Origin of the sequence: Pseudoduganella namucuonensis, from assembly GCF_900116645.1 — a bacterium.
GTDB lineage: Bacteria > Pseudomonadota > Gammaproteobacteria > Burkholderiales > Burkholderiaceae_D > Rugamonas > Rugamonas namucuonensis.
The window spans coordinates 113,857-137,516 of the sequence record NZ_FPBO01000018.1 but is presented as its reverse complement, the minus strand read 5'-3'; the positions used below and the strand labels follow the sequence as shown (position 1 = coordinate 137,516).

Annotated in this window: 14 protein-coding genes; 4 read left to right on the top strand and 10 right to left on the bottom strand. The window is 74.1% G+C overall.

What is annotated here, in order from left to right:
• Positions 1–4: 4 nt before the first annotated feature.
• Genes tssG through BM436_RS19295 form a run of 10 tightly spaced genes read right to left on the bottom strand, consistent with a single transcriptional unit; the run spans position 5 to position 15,314 of the window.
• A complete protein-coding gene (gene tssG, locus BM436_RS19340) occupies positions 5–1,093 on the bottom strand; it encodes a type VI secretion system baseplate subunit TssG (protein ID WP_093557160.1) in 1,089 nt (362 codons plus the stop codon).
• Positions 1,069–2,931 (bottom strand): type VI secretion system baseplate subunit TssF, encoded by a 1,863-nt coding sequence (tssF, locus tag BM436_RS19335; protein WP_093557159.1) that lies wholly within the window; start codon positions 2,929–2,931, stop codon positions 1,069–1,071. The genes tssG and tssF overlap by 25 nt, the downstream gene beginning before the upstream one ends.
• A gap of 7 nt (positions 2,932–2,938) precedes the next feature.
• On the bottom strand, positions 2,939–3,469 hold the full coding sequence (gene tssE / locus BM436_RS19330) for a type VI secretion system baseplate subunit TssE (RefSeq protein WP_218164885.1): 531 nt from the start codon (positions 3,467–3,469) through the stop codon (positions 2,939–2,941).
• A 12-nt stretch (positions 3,470–3,481) separates the two neighbouring features.
• The gene (locus BM436_RS19325; RefSeq protein ID WP_093557158.1) at positions 3,482–3,964 is read right to left on the bottom strand and encodes an Hcp family type VI secretion system effector; all 483 of its coding nucleotides are present in this window, start codon (positions 3,962–3,964) and stop codon (positions 3,482–3,484) included.
• Between the two features lie 40 nt (positions 3,965–4,004).
• Positions 4,005–5,489: a type VI secretion system contractile sheath large subunit gene (gene tssC, locus BM436_RS19320; protein WP_229490505.1), complete on the bottom strand. Its 1,485-nt coding sequence runs from the start codon at positions 5,487–5,489 to the stop codon at positions 4,005–4,007.
• Positions 5,490–5,534: 45 nt separating this feature from the next.
• Complete coding sequence (tssB, locus tag BM436_RS19315) at positions 5,535–6,080, bottom strand: type VI secretion system contractile sheath small subunit (protein WP_093557156.1); 546 nt, start codon at positions 6,078–6,080, stop codon at positions 5,535–5,537.
• 9 nt (positions 6,081–6,089) lie between these two features.
• Positions 6,090–7,370, bottom strand: coding sequence for a type VI secretion system protein TssA (locus tag BM436_RS19310; RefSeq protein ID WP_093557155.1), 1,281 nt, complete (start codon positions 7,368–7,370; stop codon positions 6,090–6,092).
• Positions 7,371–7,382: 12 nt separating this feature from the next.
• Positions 7,383–11,321, bottom strand: coding sequence for a two-partner secretion domain-containing protein (locus BM436_RS19305; protein ID WP_177307342.1), 3,939 nt, complete (start codon positions 11,319–11,321; stop codon positions 7,383–7,385).
• 15 nt (positions 11,322–11,336) lie between these two features.
• The gene (locus BM436_RS19300; RefSeq protein ID WP_143133226.1) at positions 11,337–13,094 is read right to left on the bottom strand and encodes a ShlB/FhaC/HecB family hemolysin secretion/activation protein; all 1,758 of its coding nucleotides are present in this window, start codon (positions 13,092–13,094) and stop codon (positions 11,337–11,339) included.
• Between the two features lie 27 nt (positions 13,095–13,121).
• Entirely contained in the window at positions 13,122–15,314 is a 2,193-nt protein-coding gene (locus tag BM436_RS19295; protein WP_093557152.1) for a CHAT domain-containing protein, read from the bottom strand.
• Positions 15,315–15,569: 255 nt separating this feature from the next.
• Between BM436_RS19295 and tssK the strand changes: the two genes are divergently transcribed.
• From tssK to BM436_RS19275, 4 genes are read left to right on the top strand one after another with little or no spacing between them, the layout of a single operon-like run.
• A complete protein-coding gene (gene tssK / locus BM436_RS19290; RefSeq protein WP_093557151.1) occupies positions 15,570–16,907 on the top strand; it encodes a type VI secretion system baseplate subunit TssK in 1,338 nt (445 codons plus the stop codon).
• Positions 16,904–18,235, top strand: a complete 1,332-nt coding sequence (locus BM436_RS19285; RefSeq protein ID WP_093557150.1) for a DotU family type VI secretion system protein — start codon at positions 16,904–16,906, stop codon at positions 18,233–18,235. The genes tssK and BM436_RS19285 overlap by 4 nt, the downstream gene beginning before the upstream one ends.
• Positions 18,232–21,831: a type VI secretion system membrane subunit TssM gene (gene tssM, locus BM436_RS19280; protein ID WP_093557149.1), complete on the top strand. Its 3,600-nt coding sequence runs from the start codon at positions 18,232–18,234 to the stop codon at positions 21,829–21,831. Before BM436_RS19285 ends, tssM begins: the two co-directional genes overlap by 4 nt.
• Complete coding sequence (locus BM436_RS19275; RefSeq protein ID WP_093557148.1) at positions 21,813–23,654, top strand: serine/threonine-protein kinase; 1,842 nt, start codon at positions 21,813–21,815, stop codon at positions 23,652–23,654. Before tssM ends, BM436_RS19275 begins: the two co-directional genes overlap by 19 nt.
• Positions 23,655–23,660 lie beyond the last annotated feature (6 nt).

The following is a 23,660-nucleotide window of genomic DNA, read 5'->3' as shown; positions in this document are numbered from 1 at the left end:
TAAATCATAGGCCCCGATCGGCCGATTCGATTGATCTTTCGCAAACGCCGGGCGCCCCGCCGGGAGGGACGGACGGGCCATGGCGGGCGGGGTCGAGGATCAGGTCGGCCGCCGGCGCGCGCTCGCGGTAGGCACCCAGCCAGCAGCTCCAGCCCAGCCGCGCGCGCCGCTCGCCGGGCCGCGGCGGCGGCACCTCCTCGGGCTTGAGCAGCAGCCGCAGGTCCCAGTCCAGCTCGAAGCCGAGGTAGAGGCGCACCCAGGCCGCCAGTTCGGCCAGCGCCGGGCCGCCGGGCAGGAAGCGCTGGTAATCGGCCAGGGTCAGCGGGCCGATGTGGATGCGGAACTTGTGCTGGCGGTCCCACACGCGCCCGCCCAGCAGCGCGCCTTGGCCCAGCGCGGCGCGGGGCTGCGCGCCGCCAAGGCGGCTGCGTTCGCCCGGCGGCAGCGTCATCCAGTGGCCGACATGCTCCTCGATGCGGACCGGCAGGCGGAAGTAGCCGCCCAGCAGCGCCTCCAGTCCGTCGCGGTTGCGCACCTGGCGCGCCAGCAGGCCGGCGTAGAACAGCTTGGCGTCGTCGGCGACCTTGTCGCGCTCGCGCAGGGCCTCCTCGCCCAGGCCGAACAGGGAGCCGACGTACACCGCGAAACGGTCCTCGCGCGGTCGGTCGCGGCTGACGGTGGGCCTGGCCTGCGCCCAGGCGCGGTAGAACAAGGCCAGGAAGCGGTGGTTGATCAGGTCCAGGAAGCGCAGCAGCGCCGTGTCGCCCGCCCGCAGCGCGCGCTCGCGCGCGAACTCGGCCAAGTGCAGCGGCATCGGGCCGTTGGGTCCCAGCAACCCGAAAAAGCGCACCTGCAGCAGCGGCGGTCCGCCGCCGGGCGGCGGCAGCAAGGCGCTCAGCGTGGCCGGCGCGAAGGTCAGCGCCGGGTCCTGCCCCAGGCGGATCGGCTCGTCGGCCGGGCGCGGCGCCTGGCCGATGCGCGGCAATTCCGGAAACAGGCACTCGACGCGGCGCAGCGCGTGGAAGAAGTCGTGCCGGTATGGCCGCTCCGCCAGCGCGCGGAAGAAGCTCACAGGATCGGGCGGTGTCCGCATCGCGGCCCCCAGCGCATGATCTCGCCGCGCCCGCTGGCGCGCAGCACGGTCTCGGTGAAACCGTTGAGCGAGGCGTGGCGCGCGAAGAAGCGCTCGAGCACGCTGCCGAACAGGAAGGCGCTGCCGCCCTGAAAGCCGAGCTCGTCGACCTCCAGTTCGATGCGCACGCCGCGGCCGTAGCATAGCGGGCCGGGCGGCGGCAGGCGCCGCACCGAGGGCGTGGCGCGCACCGACAGCACGGCGTCGATCTGCCGGGCGAGCGCGGGCGCGTCGCCGGCCGCGTACAAGCCCAGGATCTGGCGCAGCGCCGCCGCGCCCTGGCGCGCGTCGGTGTCGAGCAGGGACAGGTGGTTGAGCGAAAGCTGGCTGATGAAGCGCCAGGCGCGCGCGCCCTCCGCCAGTGGCGAGCGCGGCGGCGACGGCCCCTTGACGCAGCGGATCGCGGCCAGCGGCGCGGCGGCGTCGAGCGTGAAGTCGGTCGGCCCCGCGCCCAGCGGCATCGACAGCGGCAAGTCGCGGTTGGTGCACACCGTCCGCACCGACAGCTGGCGCAGCTCGTCCCGGTATGGCGCCTCCTCCGGGTCGACCAGCGACAGGAACACCTCGCTGCCGAGATAGGCGGACCGCGGACCGTCGCGCGACGGGGACGGCAGGCGCGGCTCTCGCTCGACGCTGAAGTAGGCGGTGTGGCCGGCCGGCCCCGCGTGATACGCCGCGTACAGCGGCAGGAATTGCTGCTCGCCGTCGCCGCCATGCCCGTCCACCCCGCTCACCTCGGCCACCTCGTAGTCCATCGGCCGCGTGCGGTCCGGCACCACGTGGAGGGCCGCGCCGTCGTCGGCCAGGTGGATGCGGTCGGCCCGCTTGGGGAACAGGTTGACCGCCGGCGCGCAGAACAGCGCGAAGTTGGCGGCGTCCACCACGCCCTCGAGCGCCGGATCGCCGCGCGCGAACGGCAGCACCAGTTCCAGTTCGGCGCCGTCCATGCGGCGCAGCGCCGGTGCCAGGCCCAGCAGATCGAAAAACAGGAAGCGCTGCGGCAGGGCCGCGTATTCCTGCAGCAGGCGGCAGCCCTGGAACAGGCGCGGCGTGACCGGCAGCAGCGCCTGCTCGTCGGCGTAGCCGACCGGGACGACGTGGTCCGCGCCCAGCCAGGCGTGCCAGGACCGGGGCCGCGCCGCCGATGCCAGGGCCTGGCCGAGTCCAATGCCCAGGCCGGCGCCAACGATCAGCTCGTGCAGCTTGTAGGCGATCTCGTCGCTGCCGGACAGGTAGAATCGCAGCCGGTCCAGGTCCAGGTCGCGCCAGGCCAGGCCGGCGCCGCAGCGCAGCCGCAGCCGCACGCCGCCGCGCGCGCGCCGGGCCTCCGGCGGCAGGTCCGGCGCGTGGGAAAAGTACTCGGCCGCCACCAGTTCCAGCGGCCACAGGGTGACGTCGTGCGCGGTGCGGAACTCGCAGGCCGTGCCGTCGGGCCTTGCCGGGTGGCCGCGCAGCGCGCTGCCGCGGGCGATGGTCGCGCCGCGCGCCAGGTTGGGCTCGTCCGGCTGCGGGTGGAAGCGGGCCACCAGCATGCTGGGCGTGGGCGCCAGCATGTTGGGGTACAGGATTTCCAGCAGGCGCCGGGTGAAGCGGGGGAACTCGGCGTCCAGCTTGAGCTGCACGCGCGCGGCCAGGAAGCCGGCGCCCTCGAGCAGGCGCTCGACGTAGGGGTCGGCCACCTCGATGCCGTCGATGCCGAGCCGGCCCGCGATCTTGGGGAACTGGCGCGCGAACTCGGCGCCCATCTCGTGCAGGTGCTGCAGTTCCTGGTTGTAGTAGCGCAGCAGGCGCGGGTCCATGGCGGCGTCACCCTTCCTTGCCCAGGTCGCGGATCTCGACGCTGCCGGTCTCGAGGTCGACATCGGTGCGCAGCAGCAGCGCGATCGGCGCCGGCTGCGCCCACAACTGGCCGCTGATGCGGATGCTGACGATGTTGTGCCGCTCCAGCAGCGACCCGGCCGCCAGCGCCTCCACCCGCAGCGTGGCCGGTGCGACGCGCGGTTCGAAGTCGACGATGGCCTGGTGGATGGCCCGCTCCAGCGCGGCCGGATCGAGTCCGGAGGCGGTCTCGCCGGCCAGGGCCGGCAGGCCGAAATTGACGACCGAGCGGCGCGCGCGGGCGCAGGCGCCGAACTCGGCGTCGCCGCCCAGCCGGGTGGTGTTGAACAGCCAGGCCAGGTCGCGCAGCACCGCCTCGCGCAGCCGCTGGCGGGTGATCAGGCGCTCCGCGGGCGCCTCGCGCGGGTGGCCGGGCTCGGCGTCCACCAGGCGGTCCAGCAGCGCCGGCTGCAGCCGCCCTGCCGCGCCAGCCTGCGCGTTCGGCTCGGTTGCGGCCACGGCGCGCCCCCGCTAGCCCTTCTGGTTGGCGGCGATGTCCCAGGCCGCCTCGACCGCCGCGTCGCCACTGCCGTCCGCCTTCTGCGGCGTGTACTCGACCTTGAACCAGGAGAAGTTGAGGGTGATGTTCTCGGTCAGCCGCTCCTCGCCGCCGCTGCCGCCGGTGGCCACCTTGGACACCAGCACCTCCTTCATGGTGACCTTCAGGTATTCCAGCGGGTTGTCGCCCGCCTTGCGCACCGTCAGCAGCGCCTCCTTGAAGTGCTTGCCGCTGCAGGTGGCCATGATCAGGTTGGGCGAGGCCTTGTCGACCCACTTGGTGATCGACAGGTCTTGCACGCTGACCTTGCCGGCGCCGCCGCCGCCGCCGGTGTGGGTGGTGCCGGCGTTGGCGGCGCCGAAGCTCCAGGCCAGCACGTCGACCTCGTCCTTGTGCTTGCCGTCGCGGGACTCGCCCTTCACATCGTCTAATTTCAGAAACATATCGACTGCCATGACATTCTCCTGGTTGGCGGCTGGCGTGGCCGCGATTGTGCTATGCCGCCTTCGCCGAAGGCAGCTTCGATACCAGCCGCAGCGACACGGTCAGCCCCTCGAGCTGATAGTGCGGGCGCAGGTGGAAGGTCGCGTTGTAGTAGCCGGGGTTGCCCTCGACCTCCTCGACCTCCACCTCGGCCGCCGCCAGCGGCTTGCGCGCCTTGGTGTCCTCGGCCGAATGGGCCGGGTCGCCGTCGACATAGTTCATGATCCAGTGCTGCAGCCAGCCCTGCATGTCGGCGCGCTCCTTGAACGTGCCGATCTTGTCACGCACGATGCACTTCAGGTAGTGGGCGAAGCGGCAGCAGGCGAACAGGTACGGCAGGCGCGCCGCCAGTTTGGCGTTGGCGGTGGCGTCCGGGTCGTCGTACTCGAAGGGCTGTTGCAGCGATTGCGCGCCGATGAAGGCGGCGAAGTCCGAATTCTTGCGGTGCACCAGCGGCATGAAGCCGTTCTTGGCCAGTTCGGCCTCGCGCCGGTCGCTGATGGCGATCTCGGTCGGGCATTTCATGTCCACCCCGCCGTCGTCGGTGGGGAAGGTGTGGGTCGGCAGGCCCTCGACCGCGCCGCCGGCCTCGACGCCGCGGATGCGCGAGCACCAGCCGTACAGCTTGAACGAGCGGTTGATGTTGACGGCCATCGCGTAGGCGGCGTTGCACCAGGTGTAGCGGCTGTGGTCGGCCGCGCCGGTGTCCTCCTCGAAATCGAACTCGGCCACCGGCGCGGTGCGCGCGCCGTAGGGCAGGCGCGCCAGGTAGCGCGGCATGGCCAGGCCGATGTAGCGCGCGTCGTCCGATTCGCGCAGCGCGCGCCAGCCCGCGTACTCGGCGGTCGTGAAGATCTTGCTCAGGTCGCGCGGGTTGGCCAGCTCCTGCCAGCTCTCCATCTGCATCACGGCCGGCGCGGCGCCTGCGATGAAGGGGCTGTGGGCGGCGGCCGACACCTTGGCGACCTCGCCCAGCAGTTCAACGTCCGGCGGGCTGTGGTCGAAGCTGTAGTCGCCCACCAGGCAGCCGAAGGGCTCGCCGCCGAAGGCGCCGTATTCCTCCTCGTAGATGCGCTTGAACAGCGGGCTCTGGTCCCAGGTGGTGCCCTTGTAGCGTTTCAGCGTGGCGGCGAACTCGCCCTTGGAGATGTTCATGAAGCGGATCTTCAACATCTCGTCGGTCTCGGTGTTGTTGACCAGGTAGTGCAGGCCGCGCCAGGCGCCCTCGATGCGCTGGAAGTCGGGATGGTGCAGGATCAGGTTGACCTGGGCGGTCATTTGCTTGTCGAGCTCGCCGATGAAGGCCTCGATCGACTTGATCGCGTCGTCGCTGACCAGGGTGGTCTGTTCCAGGGCCTGCTCGGCCAGCGAGCGCACCGCCCGCGCGACGGCGGTCCTGGCCTCCTCGCTCCGCGGGCGGAATTCCTTTTGCAGCAGCCTGGAGAAGTCGTCGCCCTCCGTCGCCGCTGGCGCGGCCTGGGGAGCGGCTGGGTCCATGTCGGGCATGGCGGTCTCCTTTCATCGATGTGTGGTGTGCGGGGCTCAGGGCGCGGCGCCGCCCGGCTCCGTCGGCTCCGCGGGCGCCGTCGGCTCGGCCGGTTTGGGCTCGGCCGCCAAGGTCCGCAGCAGGGCCGGCTTCCTCAGCACCTCGTTGATGAGTTTCTCGGCGCCGGCTTTGCCGTCCATCCAGGTCAGCAGGTTGGACAGGTTGCGGCGCGTCTCCAGCAACTGTTTGAGGCCGTCGACCTTGCGCGCCACCGCCGCCGGCGAGAAGTCGTCCATGTTCTCGAACGTCAGTTCGACGGGGAGGTTGTCCTTGCCGGACAACAGGTTCGGCACGTGGAAGGCGACGCGCGGCTTGACGGCCTTCATGCGGCTGTCGAAATTGTCGACGTCGATGTCGAGGAATTTGCGCTCCTCGACCGGCGGCGGGGCGCTGGCCGGCTTGCCGGACAGGTCGGCCAGCACACCCATCACGAAGGGCAGCTGGATTTTCTTCTCGGCGCCGTACAGTTCGACCTCGTATTCGATCTGCACCCGCGGTGCGCGGTTGCGGGCGATGAACTTCTGACTGCTATCCTTGGCCATGACACGCTCCTATTCATTCTCGATGCCGACGATCGCCCGAACTTGCGCCAGGCTGTCCGGCGCCAGGTCTTGCAGGATTTCGACGAAGGACTTGCCGATCAGGCGCTGCGCGCGCCGGATCAGCAGGGGCGCCGGATTGCCCGGCTCGGCGCGCTCGTAGTACAGGCACACGGAGTCGAGGGCCTGCATGGCGTCGGCGCGGTTGCGGATGGGGCCGGACGGGACGGGGTCGCCGGGGGCTGCCGCCGGCGCGGCGTTGGCGGTGTTCGGGGCGGCTTCGGCGACTGCGCCGCCGCCGGCGCCTGGCATTCCAGCTGCGCCGGCCCGTCCGGTGTCGGCGCCTCCTGGCGCTCCAGCGTGCCCGGCGACTCGCCAGGCCTCCGCGGCGCGGTCAGCCGTCGCCGCGGGGGCCGCAGCCGAGGCTCCGGGCACTCCGGCCGGGGTGCCGGGCGCCGCAGCCGAGACTTCGGGCATTCCGGCCGGGGAGCCGGGTGCCGCAGTCGGGGCGCCGGGCATTCCGGCCGGGGTTCCGGGCGCGGCGGTCGAGGTTCCCGGCGCCGCGGTGGGCAGGGCCGCCGTCCAAGCGGCCGCCACCGGCTTGAGCACGTCGAACAACGGCGCCAGCTCGGGCGCGGCGATGTCGCCGGCGGCTTTTTCGCCCAGCAGCGTTTCCAGCGCCGCGAGCGACGCCAGGCAGGCCGCCGCGTCGTCCGGGGCGCCCTCCCGCGCGGCGGCGGCGATGGCGTCGTCGATGCGCGCCTGGCTGGGCACCGCTTCGCCGGGCGCCGGCTGCTGCCGGCCGGTCGCCAACAGGATGTCGCGCACCGTCACGCGGCCGTGCGGTCCAGCCGCCACCACCTGCGCGCCGCGCACGTCCGCCAGCAGGCCCGTGCGGTCGGCCAGCCTGGCCAGCACGTTCATGCGGGTGACGAGGTCGCGCGGATCGGCCGGATTGGGCACCGGATGCACCTGCTCCCAATAGCGCTCGATCAGCCCGCGCAGCAGCGCCAGGCCGTCGCGCAGGCCGGCCAGCTGGTCGAGCCGGACCAGGGCGCGCGTCAGCAGCAGCGCCACCCGCAGGTCCTTGCTGTGCTCCAGCAAGGCCTCGGCCTGCCAGCGCACCGAACTCCAGTCCGGCTGCTCGGCCGGCACGATGTGCGCGCCCATGCGCCGTTCCGGCTTGCCGGCGGCGTCCAGGGACAGCGCGATGAAGCGCCGGTCGTATTCGAGGTCGGGGCCGCACGGCGGCGGGTCCGTCGCGGGGCTCAGCAGGGATGCGATGTCGCTCATGGCCGGTTCCCTTCAGAAGTCGCCGCAGCCATGGCGCAGCACCAGCCCGATGCAGTTGCTCAGGTTGGGCTTGTCGCGCACGCGCGCCCAGTCGGCCGCCAGCGGATCGGCGGGGTCGGCCGCGCCCGCCGCCCGCGCCAGCGGCCCGGTGCCGGGGCACAGGCGCTGGAGCACGATGTTCCCGCCATACGGCGCGCTGCTGTCGAAGCTCACGTCGCGCGTGAAGCTCGGCGCGCTGAACGGGACCGGCACGACGCGCAGCGTGCCGGGCGCGGCCGCCACCCGGTAGCCGGCCGGCGACGCGAAGCCGCCGGTGACCGGGTAGGTCCGCGCGGGCGACGCGGCCGTGGCGGTCGTCGCGTAGGCGCCGCTCACCGCGGCGGCCGGTGTGTCGCCCTTGACCAGGCCGCTCACCGTGAAGTCGAACGGCGGATTCTCGCCGCCGACGAAGCGCGATTGCCGGGGCGCGACCAGGGCGATGTCCAGCAGCGGCTGCTGGCGGTAGACGAAAAGGTTGTCGCCGGCGGGCAACGCGGCCACGCACGCCGCCCCGTAGGCGCAGTTGTAGCGGTTCGGCCGCGGGCCGGACCCGGCCAGCGGGCCCGCCTGTTCGCCGATCCAGGTGTCGGCGTACACCCGCCAATGGCCGCCGGCCGGCAGCAGCGCGGCGTTCGCCGGGTTGCCGAACACGCGTCCGGCCACCAGGGCGATGTCGCCGTTCAGCGTGCGCGCGTCGGCGCGCAGGATCAGGTCGCGGCCGGCGCGCGCGGTGAGCTTGCCCCCCGCCACGACGGCCGGGGCGTCGATCGCGAACGCCCGGTTGGTGGCGGCGTCGAAGCCGGCGCCGCTCAGCGCGCCGAGTTCGAGGTCGCCGCTGTTGGCGTAGTCGACGGCGCCGGAACGCGCATCGCCACCCGCCGCGGCCCGCGTGAAGTGGACGCCGAGGCGCCCAACGGCGTTGCGCGTATGGGTCAGCTGGAAGCTGGACTCCGGCTGGGTGCCGTGCAGCAGCAGGGCGCCGGCGGCGACCGGGCCGCCCTGCCCGACCGCGCCGCCACTGGACAGCACCAGCGTGCGGCCGGGGTTGGCGATGCCGCCCGGCAGCGCGATGCCGGCGCTGCCGGCGCCGCCGTTTTGCAGCGTCACATCGTAGCTGCCGGGCAGCGTCCCGCCCGCGTGGACCGTGATGGGCCCGGTGTGGCCGGCGCCGCCGATGACGACGGTCGCGACGCGGGGGCCGATTGCCTGGTTCAGTTCGGTCTGATCGAGCGCGAAGCCTGTTCCGTCGCCGAACAGCGCGATGGGCGTGGCCGGCGCGGCGGTCAGCGCGCCGTCCGGCGAGACGCCCCCGGGCAGCAGGGCCAGCGCGCCGCCGCCGTCGATCGCGCCGCCCAGCTGGATCATGTCGCCACCGGCGCCAGCCGAGGCGGCGCTGACGGCCCGGATCGTGATGTCGCCCAGGCTGGTCGGGCCGCCGATCACGCTGGCCGGGTCCAGCCGCACGCCCGGCGTGGCCGCCCCCGTCTCGCCGCTGATGGAGACCGGCCCCGCGCCGTCCGCGCTGGCGATCACGGCGGGCGGCACCGGTTCGCCGTAAAAGCTCACGCCGATCAGCACCCCGGCCGGCGCGGTTTCGCCGGGCGGGCCGGCGCGGCCGCGGATGTCGATCGCGCCATTCCGGCTGTTGAGCACCCGCGACTCGCTCACCACGACGCCATAGGTGTCGCCGACGCCGGTCAGCTTGACCGGCCCGGCGGTGTTGGCGATGGTGGAGTCGTACAGCACGGTCACGCCCGCGTAGCCGCCGTGGCCGGTGATCTCGACGGGCGCGGACGAATCGCCCGTGCCGTTGACGCGGCCCAGCACGGCGGCGCCGTCGAACGCGACGCCGCTGCCGCCGCCGGCGCCCCGGATGGCGACGGGCCCCGCCTCCGACCACACCGCGTACGTGGCCGCGCCCTGCCCGGACGGCAGCCCGCCCAGCATCGCCACGCCGTCGCCGAACGCGCCGGCGGCGCCGTCGATGGTCACGCCGCCGCCGCCCGCCCTGATTCCGGAACCCTCGAGCCGGACGCCCGCGCCGTGGATGGCCACGCCGCCGTCGGCGGAGGTGGCGCCCTGGCCCCGTATCAGCACCGAGCCGCCGGCGCCGGCGCCGGCCGACGAGGCGGGCGTGGTGTCGATGGCGGCTCCGCTCAGGCGCACGCCCTCGGGGCGGCGCAACGAGTGGCCGGTGGCGCGGCCGGCCACCGGGTCGCCCTGGCCGTACAGGCGCAGGTCGCCGCCGTTGGTGGCGATGGACGCGCCGCTGTCCAGGAAGATGGCGCCGCCGTTCACGCCGTCCAGGTCGGCGTTCAGGTCCACGTGCAGCTTGCCGCCGGGCGCGCCGGCGCCGACGCGCACGCCGGCGGCCAGGACGATGTCGCGCGCGGCGTTGAGCGTCAGCCTGGCGTCGCCGCCGGCGCTCTTGAGGATGGAGGCGTTGACGGCGATGTCGCCCGCGCCCTCGCCGCCGGCGCCGGTGGTCACGCTCACGCTGGTGCCGGCGTTGAGGGCGTTGACGATGGACTGGCGCCAGATATGGGCCGACGCGCCGCCGCTGACATAGTCGGGGCTCGCCGAGACGCCGGCGTCCGCCCGCCTGTCGTCGATGGCGATGCTGTACGGGTCGAGCAGCCATTGCCCTGCCCTGCCGAGCGTGGCCGGGGCGCCGATGCGGGCGCCGTCCACGCTGAGGAACTTGCCGGAGGTTTCGATATTGCCGCCGTCGCCGCCGCCGGGGCCGCCGCCCGCGCTGACGGCGCCGAACACGCGGGTGGCGTCCCGGCTCCAGACCACCACCGTGCCGCCGTCGCCGCGGCCGGTGGCGTCGGCGCGCAGCGCGGTCGCGGGACCGGCGTATACGGCCTCGGCCTGGCGCGCTTGCGGCCCGGAGCCGCGCGCGTCGCCGCCCACCAGGATGACGCCGCCGCCCGCGTCGCCGCGGGCGTCGATCAGCGCGTCGCCGTCCAGGCCGACATGGTGGCCCAGCACGGTGGCGGCGCCGCCGCCCAGGCCCGCCGCGGCGCCGGACACGTCGAGCGTGCCGCGCACCAGGGTTTCGCCATGGGTCCCGCCGTCGAGCAGGATGCGGCCGTCGCGTTCCTGCAAGGAGCGCGCGCGCACCACGCCTTGCTGGTTGAGCACGGTCCCGGCCAGGGCTTGCGCCGCCCGCGCCGTCAGGATGGCCTGGCCGCCGTCGGCGATCAGCGCGCCGCCGTTGGCGACCAGCGCGGCGAGCGCGCCCCGGTCCACGCGCAACTTGGTCAGGCCGTCGCCGCCGAAGTCGAGCGCGATCTTGTCGCCGGCCGCCAGCGCCACCGTGCCCAGCCGCGCGGTGATGGTGCCGTCGTTGTTCACCTTGCCGCCCAGCAGCGCGACCGTGCCGCGCGGGGCCGCTTGCAGCCGGCCGGCGTTGGCGACCAGGCCCGCCGCGCCGCCGGCGCCGGAAAAGTGGTAGCGGCCGGCGCTGAAGTCGGCGTCGGCGAGGTCCAGCGTGGAGGCCACCAGGCCGCCCACGTCGACCCGCGCCGTGCGGCCGAATAGCACGCCGGCCGGGTTCACCAGGAACACGTGGCCGTTGGCCGTGAGGCTGCCGTGGATTTCGCTGGCCGCGCCGCCGGTGACGCGGTTAAGCATCACGCTTTGCGCGCCGGGCTGGCGGATGTCGACGCGCTCACCGCCGGCGATCGAGAATTGGCGCCAGTTGACGATGGCGCTGGCCGAGCCTTGCGTGAGCACCGTCGTCCGCGCGTCCGGGCGGGTGACGGCGACCTGCCCGGCGGCCACGTCGGCGCCGGCGGGGCCGGCCTGCGCCGCCCCGTGCCGGGCCATGGCCAGCGCGGCGGGCAGGCAGGCCAGCGCGCAAGCCAGCTTGCGGCGCGGTGGAGTGGAGGTGGCTGGGGTGCGCATGGTGCGGTGCTCCATTCAGAAGGCCTGGACGATTTGGGCGAACAGGCGCGGCGAGCGGCTGTCCCCGCCGGGCTCGCGCCGGCTGGCGCGCCAGGCCAGGCTGGCCTGCAGCGTCAGGCCGGGGCGCGGGTTCCAGTACAGGCTCGCGCCGAGGCCGCGCAGGGTGAGGCGGTTGGGGACGCCCGGTTGCGGGTCGCGGTGGATGGCGCGCACCCAGCCGATGTCGTGGAACAGGCTGGCCACGGCCTCGGGCCGGAAGTTCCAGCGGTACTCCACGTTCAGCACGTGCACCTCGTCGCCCAGCCCGGCGGACGAGGGGTAGGCCCGCACCGCGCGCGGACCGCCGGCGGCCAGCTGCTCCGCGCTGTCGAGGTTGCGGCTGGCCCACTGGCCCGCCAGCGCCACCAGCACGCTGGTGGCGGCCGACACCGGTTGCAATCGCGTGGCGTGGTACACCAGCCGCAGCGCGCGGCCGCTGGCGGGGGCGCCGTCGGCGGCCTGGTCCGAGGAGAGGTCGGACGCGAGGCCCGGCGCGGTGGCGCGCTTCAGGCGACCGATATACGCGCTCAGGCCCGCGCCGGTGTAGCCGCCCCCTGCGCCGTCGTCCCTGCCCTCGTACACCAGGCCGGCCCCGACGCTGCGGATGGTCTTGCCGCTGGTCTGCGCCACCACGCCGATATGGTCGTCCAGCTCCTTGCGCTCGGCGCTGAGCCTGGCGAACAGATTGCGCTGGCGCGAACGCAGCAAGGGATAAGCGAGCGAGAGTTCGAGCACCTCGGCGCGTCCGCTGGCGTCCAGCGGGGCCAGTTCGTGGCCCAGCGCGTAGTCGAGGCGCGCGTAGGCGACGCCGGCGCGCAGGCCGGCGGGGCCGATCGGCGCCTCGTAGCCCGCGCGGCCGAAGGTCAGTCCCTTGCCGGACGAGGTCAGCAGGCGCAGGTCGAGGTTGTCGCCGATGCCGAACGGGCTATTCACGCGCAACTGGCCACCCAGGCGGTGGGCGCCAGTGGCGCGCGTGCCGTGGTTGTCCGCGTCGACGCTGAAGTTCAGGCGCGGCGCGGGCCTGAGCTCGACCACCAGGTCGAAGCTGCCCGGCTCGTCGCCGGCCTCCAGCGACGATTGGGGGGCCAGACCCGGCAAGTCGCCCAGCAGCAGCATGGCCCGCTCCAGCGCGGCGCGGCGCAGCGCTTGGCCGGGCTCGAGGCCCGCGACGGTGCGCCGGACCGTGTCCTCCGGTACGGGAATCGCGCCGGCGGTCTCGATCCGCATACGGCCCAGCCTGCCCTCGACCACCGAGTAGTCGACCACCCCGTCCCGCACCTCCTGCTGCGGCAGAACGGCCTGGGCCAGCACGTAGCCGGCGGCCTGGTAATGCTCCGTGACGCGGCCGGCCAGCGCCTGCAACTCGGCGAAGCCGACCGGCCGCCCGATCCGGTCGGCCATCAGCGCTGCCAGCGTGGGCCCGTCGAACACGCTGTTGCCGCTGAAACGGACCTGGCGCAGGATGAAGACAGGGCCGGCGGGCGCCGGTTCCCCGGGGGCCGTGGGTTCGGCCCCGGGGCTGGATGCCGAGGCGGACGGCCCGGCGCATGGCGACATGGACGGGCAAGCGGATGGCCGGGCGGGTGGCGTTTGCGCCCACAGCGCCGGCGTGGCCAACACCAGCGCCGCCAGCCAGAGCGGATCGCGCCGCGCGGCGCGGTCCAAGGTCCCGCCGCCGCGCGCCCGGGGGCTGCGGCATGCCCGGCTTGCCCGGATGTGGTCTGCTGGTTGCACTGCGCTCTCCCGGTGGCTTGCTTGGATTCAGACGCGGATCCGCAGGCGCCAGTCGCCCACCAGGTCGAAGGGCGCCCAGAAAAACGGATCGGCGAATCGCGGCTGGCGCAATACGGCGATCTGCGCCGCCTGCAACGCCAGCGCGGCCTCCGTGCCGGCCGCCATCTCGCTGTACAGGGCCGTCATCAGCGGCTCCGTCGATTGGTCCGCCACCGGCCACAGCGACACGAACAGCGTGCCCGCGCCGGCGCTCAGGAAGGCGCGTGTGAAGCCGAGGATCTCGTCGCCGCGGGCAATGCGGCCCAGCCCGCTCTCGCAGGCGCTCAGCGTCACCAGCGCTACCCGGTCGAGATCGACCTGGTAGACCTCGCGCGCGCTCAGGAAGCCGCTGCCGGTGCCCGGGCTCTGTTCCGGCTCCGGCTCCGGCGCCAGCAGGATGCGCGACTGCAGCGGATCGATCACGTCGACCTGGGCGTGCGCCGCCACATGCAGCACGCCGGCTCCGGCGGCGCTGGCGCGGAACTGGCGCGGCGAGGCCGCCTCCCGCACGAACACCCGCTTGTCGCTGAACAGGCCGGCGATCCGCTCGACCTCGCGCTGCGCGGCCGGCAGCGCGTATTTGGCGTCGGTGCCGGGATTGCCGAAGGCGGCCAGGCTGACATGGCCGGGTTCGCCGCGCCGCGCCAGCTGCAGCGCCACCCCGGCCGACGGCGCGTAGGCCAGCGCGTGCGATTCGATCAGGTAGCCGGCCCCGTCGCGCAGGGCCTGGAACGGCAGGTAATGCAAGGCGCCATGCGGCACCAGCAGCAGGCGCTCGCCCGGCCGCAGGCCCAGCGGTTCGAGCAGCAGCGCGTGCAGGGCCCGGGCGGGCGCCGCCACGGTCTTGCTGCGCGTGAGGATGGCGTCGCGGAACGCCCCCACCCGCTCGCCCAGGGCCGCCTGCCCCACGGCCAGCGTGTGGCCCTTGACGCCGGAGCGGCGCACCACCCATGCCAGCAACCGGTCGTCCAGGGTGTGGAATTCGACCAGGGCCTCGCCGTCGCGCAGCGTGGCGCGCAGTCCGGCCAGGTCCGGCGCCGCCTCGCGCAGGGGCGCCGTGGCGCCCGGCCGGCTCAGCGCCGCGCGCTCGCGCACCACGTCGAGCAGCGCCCGGGAGCGGCTCGCCTCGCTCAGATTCCAGGCCCCGGCCGTGTCGCCGGCCTCCATCGACAGGCCGATGGCCTGGTCGAAGATGCGCTGCACGTCGCCGAACAGGCCGGTCTTGAACTCCTCGCTGCGGAAGCGCGCGCGGATCGCCTCGGACGCGCGCGCCGCCGCCACGTACGCGGCGCGCGCGCCGGCCCGGTCGCGCAGCGCGAGCAGCGCGGCGGCGCGCCCTTCCAGCGCCCACAGCCGGTGATAGGCGGCGTCGGCGCCGTCCGCCTGGGCGGCGGCGCCGTCGAACAGCCGGATCGCGGCGGGCGCGTCGCCCTCGGCCAGCGCGAGCTTGCCCAGTCCGCGCAGATAGGCCTGGCGCAAGACGGTGGAATCGAATGACGCCGCACCGGACGGCGCCAGACGCCCGAACAAGGCGCGCGCCTGCGCCAACTGGCCATCGGCCACGTAGGCGTTCGCCAGCGAGATGTCGACCAGCGGCCGGAAGCGGGCGCTGGCGGCCTCCCGCGCGCGCTGGTAGCCGGCGACGGCCTCGGCCAGCCGCCCGCGCCGCACGGCCACGTCGGCCAGGGTTTTGTGCGCGGGGCCGGCGACGGCCGGGTTGGTCCGCCCCGCACCGGCCAGCGCCTCGCCGGCGTATTGCGCGGCGCGCTCGAGGTCGCCGGCGTAGCTGTAGGCGATGGCCAGGTCGCGCTTGGCCGACGCGGCCAGGACCTGGTCGCCGCCCTGCCCGCTCAGCACCAGCGCCTTGCTGGCCGCCTCGATGGCGAGCCGGAATTCGCCCCGTTCGGCCAGCGCCACCGATTGCGCGCAATACATGGCGCCGGCGAGCTTGACGCGGTCCTTCTGGTACAGCAGTTGTCCCTCGGCGCTGAGCGCCTTGATGGTCTCCGCGTCGCGCAGGCGGGCCTGGGCGCGTTCGAAGGCGCTATCCGCGCCGTTCGCCTGCGCGGCCACCACGCCCGGCGCCAGGGCAGGCAACGCCAGCAACGCCAGCAAGCTCGCCGCGATGGCGCGCCGGACGGCGGCGGCGGCCCGCATCGGCCGCGTCAGCCCAGGCTGCATGCTTACACGCCAGCGCGGCATAGCTCTCTCCCGGATTCCATCGAGCCCGGCGTTACGCAGCCGGCTTGAATTGCGGGCCAAGTTTGCGGCAACCGACATGTGCCGGTTTGATTTAGATCAATCGCGCGCGGGTGTCCGGCTGGGGCCCTGGCCCCGCCCGCAGCGGCCGGGCGCGCATACTCCGCTCCAGCGTTGACGGCGACGATGACCCCATCGGCGCGCGGCGCGCCGCGCCGTGAACCAGGAAAGCCGCGCATGACGAACCAGCACAAGGTCATCTGGTCCGAGGGCATGTTCCTCGAACCCCAGCATTTCCAGCAGCAGGACCGTTACCTCGAGCATCTGATCGAGGCGCGGGTGGGCCCGGCCGCGCCGCACGGCTGGGGCTTCGCGCGGCTCGCGCTGGACGAGCCGGCGCTGGCGCTGGGCAAGGTCGCGCTGGCCTCGGCCACCGGCATCTTCCCGGACGGCACCCCTTTCGATTTTCCCGCCACCCAGCCGGGGCCGCCGCCGCTGGACGTGCCGCCCGACACGGCCGACCAGCTGGTGCTGCTGGCGCTGCCCTTGCGCCGCGCCGGCGTGCGGGAGGCCGAGCCGGAGGACGCCGCCGAACCCGGGCTGGCGCGCTACGCGGTGGAGCGGATCGAGGTGGACGACAGCGGCGCGGACCGCTCGGCGCTGGTCGAGGTCGGCCGCCCGCGGCTGAGGCTGTTGCTGGAGAATGAAGCCAGCGACGCCTATGTCTGCCTCGGCGCGCTGCGCCTGCGCGAGCGGCGCGCCGACCGCCAGGTGGTACCCGACCCGCGCTACATTCCGCCCACGCTGCGGGTCGGCGGCAACGCGCTGCTGGCCGGCTACGCGCGCGAGATCGCCGGACTGCTGCACCTGCGCGGCGAGGAGTTGGCCGGGCTGGTCGGCCAGCCGGGTCGCGGCGGGGTCGCCGAGGTGGCCGATTTCCTGCTGCTGCATACGGTCAACCGCCACGAGCCGGCCTTCCTGGCTTATAGCCGCGCGACGCTGCTGCACCCGGCGCGCCTGTTCGCCGCCTGCCTGGAGCTGGCGGGGGAACTGTCGACTTTCAGCCGCGAGGGGCGGCGTGCTCCCGCGTATCCGGACTATCTGCACGACAACCCGGAGCGCTCGTTCACGCCGCTGATGGACGACCTGCGCCGCTCCTTTGGCATGGTGCTGCGGCGCGGCGCCGTGCGCATCGAGTTGCAGGACCGCCAGGCAGGCGTGCGGGTGGCGCAGCCCACCGACCGCGCCCTGCTCAAGAGCGCCAGCCTGGTGCTGGCGGTGGGGGCCCAGGCGCCGCCCGAGCTGCTGCGCGCGCGCTTTCCGGCCCAGGCCAAGGCCGGGCCGCTGGAGCGGATCGGCGACCTGATCAACCTGGCCCTGCCCGGCATTCCGCTGCGGCCGATGCCGGTGGCGCCGCGGCAGGTGCCGTTCCACGCCGGCTACAACTATTTCGAGCTCGAGCGCGGCGGCGAGCTGTGGGGCCAACTCGAGCACTCGGCCGGCCTGGCGCTGCACATCGCCGGGGACTTCCCCGGCCTCGAGCTCGAATTGTGGGCCATCAAGGGGGCGCCATGAGCGGCGACGATCCCTTCGCCCTGCCCGACAACGAGCGCACCGTCATCATGCCGGCGCCGGGCGGCCGCCGCCCCCCGGCCGCCGCGCCGCCGGCCGGGGACGGCGCGCTCCAGGCGCCGTCCGACGCGGGCGGCCTGAACCCGCTGGTGGCCGCCGCCAATCCCTTGCTCGACCTCGTTCCACAACTGCGCGCGACGCTGCACCATCCCGATCCGGCGCGCCTGCGCGAGGCGCTGGCCGAGGCGGTGCGGGCCTTCGAGACGCGGGCGCGGGAGGGCGGCGCGCGTGCCGAGCACATCGTCGGTGCCCGCTACGCCTTGTGCAGCCTGCTCGACGAGGCGGCGGCGGGAACGCCGTGGGGCGGCGCCGGCACCTGGGCCAGCCAAAGCCTGCTGGTGCTGTTCCACAACGAGGCCTGGGGCGGCGAGAAGTTCTTCCTGCTGCTGTCGACCCTGGCGCGCGACCCGCGCGCCAACCTCGACCTGCTGGAGCTGATGTATGTCTGCCTCGCGCTCGGCTTCAAGGGGCGCTACCAGGTGCAGGACAATGGCATGGCCGCGCTCGACGCGCTGCGCGAACGGCTCGCCGGCATGCTGCGCCGGCAGCGGGGGGAGTACGAGCGGGCGCTGTCGCCGCACTGGCAAGGGGCCGGCGCGGCGCGCCGCACGCTGTCCACCGCGCTGCCGTTGTGGATAGCCCTGGCCGTCCTCAGCCTGCTGGCGGCGCTCGCCTACCTCGCCTTCTCGCTGGCCCTGAACCGGCACTCGGACCCGGTGTACGCGCGCATCGCGGCGCTCGGCCGTCCGGAGTTCGCCGCCGCCGGGCCCGCGGCGAATCCGGCCGCGGGTCCGGCCTCGAATCCGGCGGCGGCGCCTCTATCCGCCGAAACCCGCCTGGCGCCGCTGCTGGCGCCGGACGTCGCGGCAGGAACGCTGTCCGTGCGCGACGAGGCCGGCCGCAGCGTGGTGACGCTGCGCGGCGACGGCCTGTTCACGCCCGGCGGCGCCCGTGTGGCGGACGGGTACGGCGCCGCCCTGCAGCACGTGGGGCGGGCGCTGCGCGCGGTGCCCGGGCCGGTGCGGGTGCTGGGCCACACGGACGCGCAACCGATACGCTCGGCGCGCTTCCCTTCCAACTGGCATTTGTCGCAGGCGCGCGCCGAGGCGGTGGCGGCGCTGCTCGCCGCGCAGGCCCCGCCGCCGCAACGCTACAGCGCCGAGGGCCTCGCCGACACCGAGCCGCTGGGACCGAACACCACCGCCCAGGACCGCGCGCGCAATCGCCGGGTGGACATCGTCCTGACCCCGAAGGCGGCGGAGGCGCGATGAGCAAGCTGCTCGCGCCGCTGGGGCTGGTCGCGGCCGGCCTGCTGGTGTGGCTGGTGGGGCCGCTGGTGGCCGTCGCCGACTACCGCCCGCTCGAATCGGCGCGCGCGCGCCTGGCGGCGATCGGGCTGGTGGCCGCGCTGTGCGTGGGAAGGATGGCCTGGGGACTGTTCAAGGCGCGGCGCGCGAACGCGCGGATGATGGCGGGCCTGCTGGAACAGCCCGAGCCGCCCGGGCCCGCGACACCGGCGCCCGGCACCGAGGAGGTCGCCCTGCTGCGGCGGCGTTTCGAACAGGCGCTGGCGGTGCTCAAGCGGGCCCGCGTGGGCGGCGCCGGCGGAACGCTGGCCAGGATGGCGCGGCCCTGGGTGTACGAGCTGCCGTGGTATGTCTTCATCGGCGCGCCGGGCAGCGGCAAGACCACCGCGCTGCTCAACGCCGGGCTGCGCTTCCCGCTGGCCGAACGGTTCGGCCAGGGACCGCTGGCCGGCGTCGGCGGCACCCGCAACTGCGACTGGTGGTTCACCGACGAGGCCGTGCTGCTGGACACCGCTGGCCGCTACGCCACCCAGGACAGCGAGCCGCCGGCCGACAGCGCCGCCTGGAACGGCTTCCTGCAACTGCTGGTCCAGTTCCGGCCGCGCCGTCCCGTCAACGGCGTGCTGCTGACCCTGAGCGCGACCGAGCTGCTGGAACCGGACCCCGGCCGGCGCGCCGCCCACTGCGCGGCGCTGCGCCTGCGCATCGAGGAGCTGCACCGGCGGCTCGCCATCCGCTTCCCCGTGTATGTGCTGGTGACCAAGACCGACCTGCTGGCCGGCTTCGCGGAGTTCTTCAGCGAGTTCGGCCAGGACGAGCGCGAGCAGGTCTGGGGCGCCACGCTGGCGCTCGACACCAGCGCGCCGCCGCGGGCCGCCTTCCAGGAAGAGCTGGAGGCGCTCGGGCGGCGCATCGACGCCGGCCTGCTGGACCGGCTGCAGCGCGAACGCGATCCGCAAAACCGCGCCCGCCTGTATGTCTTCCCGCAGCAGTTCGCCGTGCTGCGGCACGCGCTGGACGGGTTCCTCGAGGCCCTGTTCGCCCCGTCGGCCTTCACCGAGGCGGCGCAGGTGCGCGGCGTGTACTTCACCAGCGCCACGCAGGAAGGCAGTCCGATCGACCGGGTCATGGCCGCCTTGGGGCGGGCGTTGCAGCTGGAGCGCCAGGTGCTGCCGCCGCAGCGTCCCGCCGGCAAGAGCTTCTTCCTGACCCGGCTGCTCAGGGACGTGGTGTTCCGGGAAGCGGGTCTGGCCTGCGTCAACCCGCGCCGCGAGCGCCGCCGCCAGCTGGGCCAGGCCGCCGCGCTCGCCGCCGCGCTGCTGCTGGCGTGCGGCGCGATCGGCGCCTGGAGCGTGAGCTATCTGCGCAACCGCGCCTATGTGGAAGAGGTGGACGAGCGGCGCGCGATGCTGGCCGCGCGGCTGCAGCCTGACCCGGGATCGCCGGCATCGCGGACGCTGCCGGCATTGCTGCCGCTGCTGGACGCGGCGCGCGGCCTGGCGGACATGCCGGGCCACGACACTCCCCCGCTGTCGATGGGCTTCGGGCTGTACCAGGGCGACAAGCTCGGCGCGGCGGCGCGCGACGCCTATTCCAGGTTGTTGCGCGAGTTGCTGTTGCCACGCCTGGCGCTGCGCCTGGAACAGCAATTGCGCGGCGAGGTGCGCGGAACGGCCGGCGACCCCGAATCGCTGTACGCGCTGCTGAAGGCCTACCTGATGCTGCACGACCCGCGTCATTTCGACGGCGCCGCGTTGAAGTCCTTCATCGCCGCCGGCCTGGAGGACGACCTGGCGCGCGAGCTGGAGGGAGAATCGGGGGAAGAGCCGGGTGCCGAGCGGCGCGGCGCGCTCGACCAGCATCTGGACGCGCTGCTGGCGCGCGGCGACATGGCCGCCACCGCGCACCAGCCCGATCCGCGCCTGGTCGCCGAGGCGCGCGCGGCGGTCGCCGCCACGCCGCTGGCCGAACGCATCTACCGCCGGCTTGCGCGCGATGGCCTGGGCGCAGGCCTGCCCGAATTCACCATCGCGCGCGCGGGCGGCCCCTCGGCCGCGCTGGTGTTCACGCGCGCCAGCGGCAAACCGCTGTCGGCCGGCGTGCCGGGGCTGTACAGCCATGACGGCTACCACACCGCCTTCGCCGCCGCGTCCGAGCGCGCGACCGCGCAACTGGCCGGCGAGGAGGCCTGGGTGCTGGGCAACGCCGGCGGTCCGGACGCGGCCGACCCGGCCGACCCGGCCACGCGAGCGCGCCTGCTGGAGCAGGTGCGCCGGCTGTATTTGCAGGATTACGCGCGGGTCTGGGAAGGCTACATCGGCGACATCCGGCTGGTACGGGCGGGCAGCCTGCGGCAAAGCGTGGAACTGGCGCGCATCCTGTCCGGGCCGGAAACGCCGCTGCCGCCGCTGCTGCGCGCGATCGTCAGGGAGGTGACGCTGCGGCCGGCGGAAGCCGCCGGCAAGACGGCGCTCGAGCAAGCCGGCGAAACGGCGGACAGCGCGCGCCGGCGGCTGCGCCAGCTGTTCGGCCGGCCGTCTCCACCGGTCGCGGCGGCGGCACCCGACCGGCCGGAGGACATCGTCGACCGGCGCTTCGAGGACCTGCGGCGGATGGTGCGGGCCGATCCCCCGGGGACGCCGCCGCCCGTCGACGCCGCCATCGGCCTGGTCAAGGAGCTGTACACGCTGCTGACCGCGACCGAGGCCGCCCTCCGCGGCGGCACGACGCCGCCGCCCAGCGAGGTGCCGGTGAAGATCCGGGCCGAGGCCGGCCACCTGCCGGAGCCGGTGCGCTCGCTGCTGCTGAACCTGGCCGGCGCCGGCGCCACCCAGACCATGGGTCTGACCCGCGCCCAGCTCGGGCGCGAACTCCGCTCGGCCGTTTTCGAGTTTTGCCGCCAGGCCATCGCGGGGCGCTATCCCTTCACCCGGAACAGCCAGCGCGACGTCACCCCGGAGGACTTCCGGCGCCTGTTCGCGGCAGGCGGCGTGCTCGACGACTTCTTCCAGAAGCGCCTGGCGCCCTACGTCGACACCAGCGCCCGGCCCTGGCGCTTGCGCGACCTGGGCGAGGCCGGCCTGGGCGCCGGGGACTCTCCGGCGCTGGTCCAGTTCCAGCGCGCGCAGGCGATCCGGGCCGCCTTCTTCCCGGGGACGTCGCAGGACGCGGCCCTGCGGCTGGAATTCAAGCCGCTGGCGATGGACGCCGCCATCAGCCAGTTTCTGCTCGATGTCGACGGCCAGCCGGTCAAGTTCAGCCAGGGGCAGGCGCCGGCGCCGGTGCCGGTCCAGTGGCCGGGGCCGCGCGGCGGCGGCCAGGTGCGGGTCCAGCTGACCCCGCCGGGGGCGCAGGCCGCCGGGCTGCTCTACGAGGGGCCGTGGGCGCTGTTCCGCATGTTCGACCAGCTCCGTATCGATGGCGGCGCCCAGGCCGAGAAGTTCGTCGCCACCTTCGACATCGACGGCCGCAAGGCGCGTCTCGAGGTGCGCGCGGCCAGTGTGCGCAACCCTTTCCGGCTGCGCGAACTGGAGCAGTTCGAATGTCCGGGCCAGCTGTGATCGCTCCGGGCAACGGCGCGGTGCCGGAGCCGCCGTCGGACGCCGGCAACGCCCTGCCGCCCGGCACCCGGCTGGGCGAATTCGAACTCGCCGGGGTGATCGGGGCCGGCGGCTTCGGCATCGTCTACCGCGCCTACGACCACTCGCTGCAACGCCACGTCGCCATCAAGGAATACATGCCTGCCAGCCTGGCGGCGCGGCCGGGGCGCTCGCGCGTGGAAGTCAAGTCCGCGCGCCACGCCGAGACTTTCCATGCCGGCATGCGCAGTTTCATCAACGAGGCGCGGTTGCTGGCACGCTTCGACCATCCCGCGCTGCTCAAGGTCTACCGCTTTTGGGAAGACCACGGCACGGCCTACATGGCGATGCCCTGTTACCAGGGCCGCACGCTGACCCAGACCCTGCGCGAGATGGGCGGCGCTCCCGGCGAGGCCTGGCTGCGCGCCATGCTGGCGCCGCTGCTGGACGCGCTCGAAACCATGCATGCCGAGGATTGCCTGCACCGCGACATCGCGCCCGACAACATCCTGATGCTGGCCAACGGCCAGCCGCTGCTGCTCGACTTCGGCGCCGCGCGGCGCGCCATCGCCGGCATGGCGCAGAATTTCACCGTGATCCTCAAGCCCGGCTATGCGCCGGTCGAGCAGTACGCCGAGACCGGCGCGATGCCCCAGGGGCCGTGGACCGATATCTATGCGCTGGGCGCGGTGCTGCATTTCGCCATCACCGGCCGCCCGCCCGCGCCGTCGGTGGCGCGCATGGTGGCGGACGCGCAGCCAGCCCTGGCGGGCGTCGCGGCCGGGCGCTACAGCGACGCCTTCCTGGCCGGCATCGACCGGGCTCTGGCGGTTCGGCCCGAGCACAGGCCGCAAAGCATCGCCGCCTTGCGGGACGTGATCGGCCTATCCGGCGCGCCCCGGCCGCCGGAACCGTTCACGCCGGAGCCGCCCCCGCCAAGCCAGTGGCGCGCGGCCGAACCGACCGGCCCGCGCGGGACCGAGCCGCCCGGGCCCTCCCTTTCGCAAGGAACCGGCGCGCCGGAACCCCGCATGCCACAAGGCCCCGGGCGGGCCAGGCCGCGCGCTGTGGGACATACCTCGGCCATCCTGGCCACCCGGGCGCGCCGCGCGGCCGTGGCGGCGCTGTTGCTTGCGGCGGCGGCCGGCGTTTATTTGGCCACGCGCGAATGGAACGCCCCGTCACGACGCGCCGCGTCGCCGGCGCCAACGCAGACGCCAACGCCACCCCCAACGCAAACGCAAACGCAAACGCGGCCCCCGGCCGGGGATACCGCGCCGGCTCCCCTCGATCCGATCGCCGTGCTCGACCGCATCGCGCTCGCCAGCAACCGGGACCACGCCGTGACGGTCGGCGTCGCGCAGCCGCGGGTGCGCATCGGCGTGGACCGGCTGCGCTTCTCGGTGCGTTCGTCCCGGGCCGGCTACGTCTACCTGCTGATGGTCGGCACCGACCGCTCGCAGTTCTGGCTGCTGTTCCCCAACCGGCTGGACGGCGACAACCGCGTGGACGCGGGCGGCGCGCTGGCGCTCCCGCGCCCGAGCTGGCGCATGACGGCGGCCGGCCCGCCCGGCGTGGACCACTTGCTGGCGCTGGTGTCGGAATCGCCGCGCGACTTCAGCGCCGCCGGCCTGCGGGCGAACCCGCCGTTCGCCGAGTTTCCGGTGGCGGCGCTGGCGCGGGCGGCGGGCGACGCGCGCGCCGGAACGGTCTTCGCCGGCGTGCCGCGCTGCCCGGCCGGCGCGGCCTGTCCCGCGTCGTATGGGGCCGCGCTGTTTTCGATCGAGGAGACGGCGGCGCCGTGAGCGTCG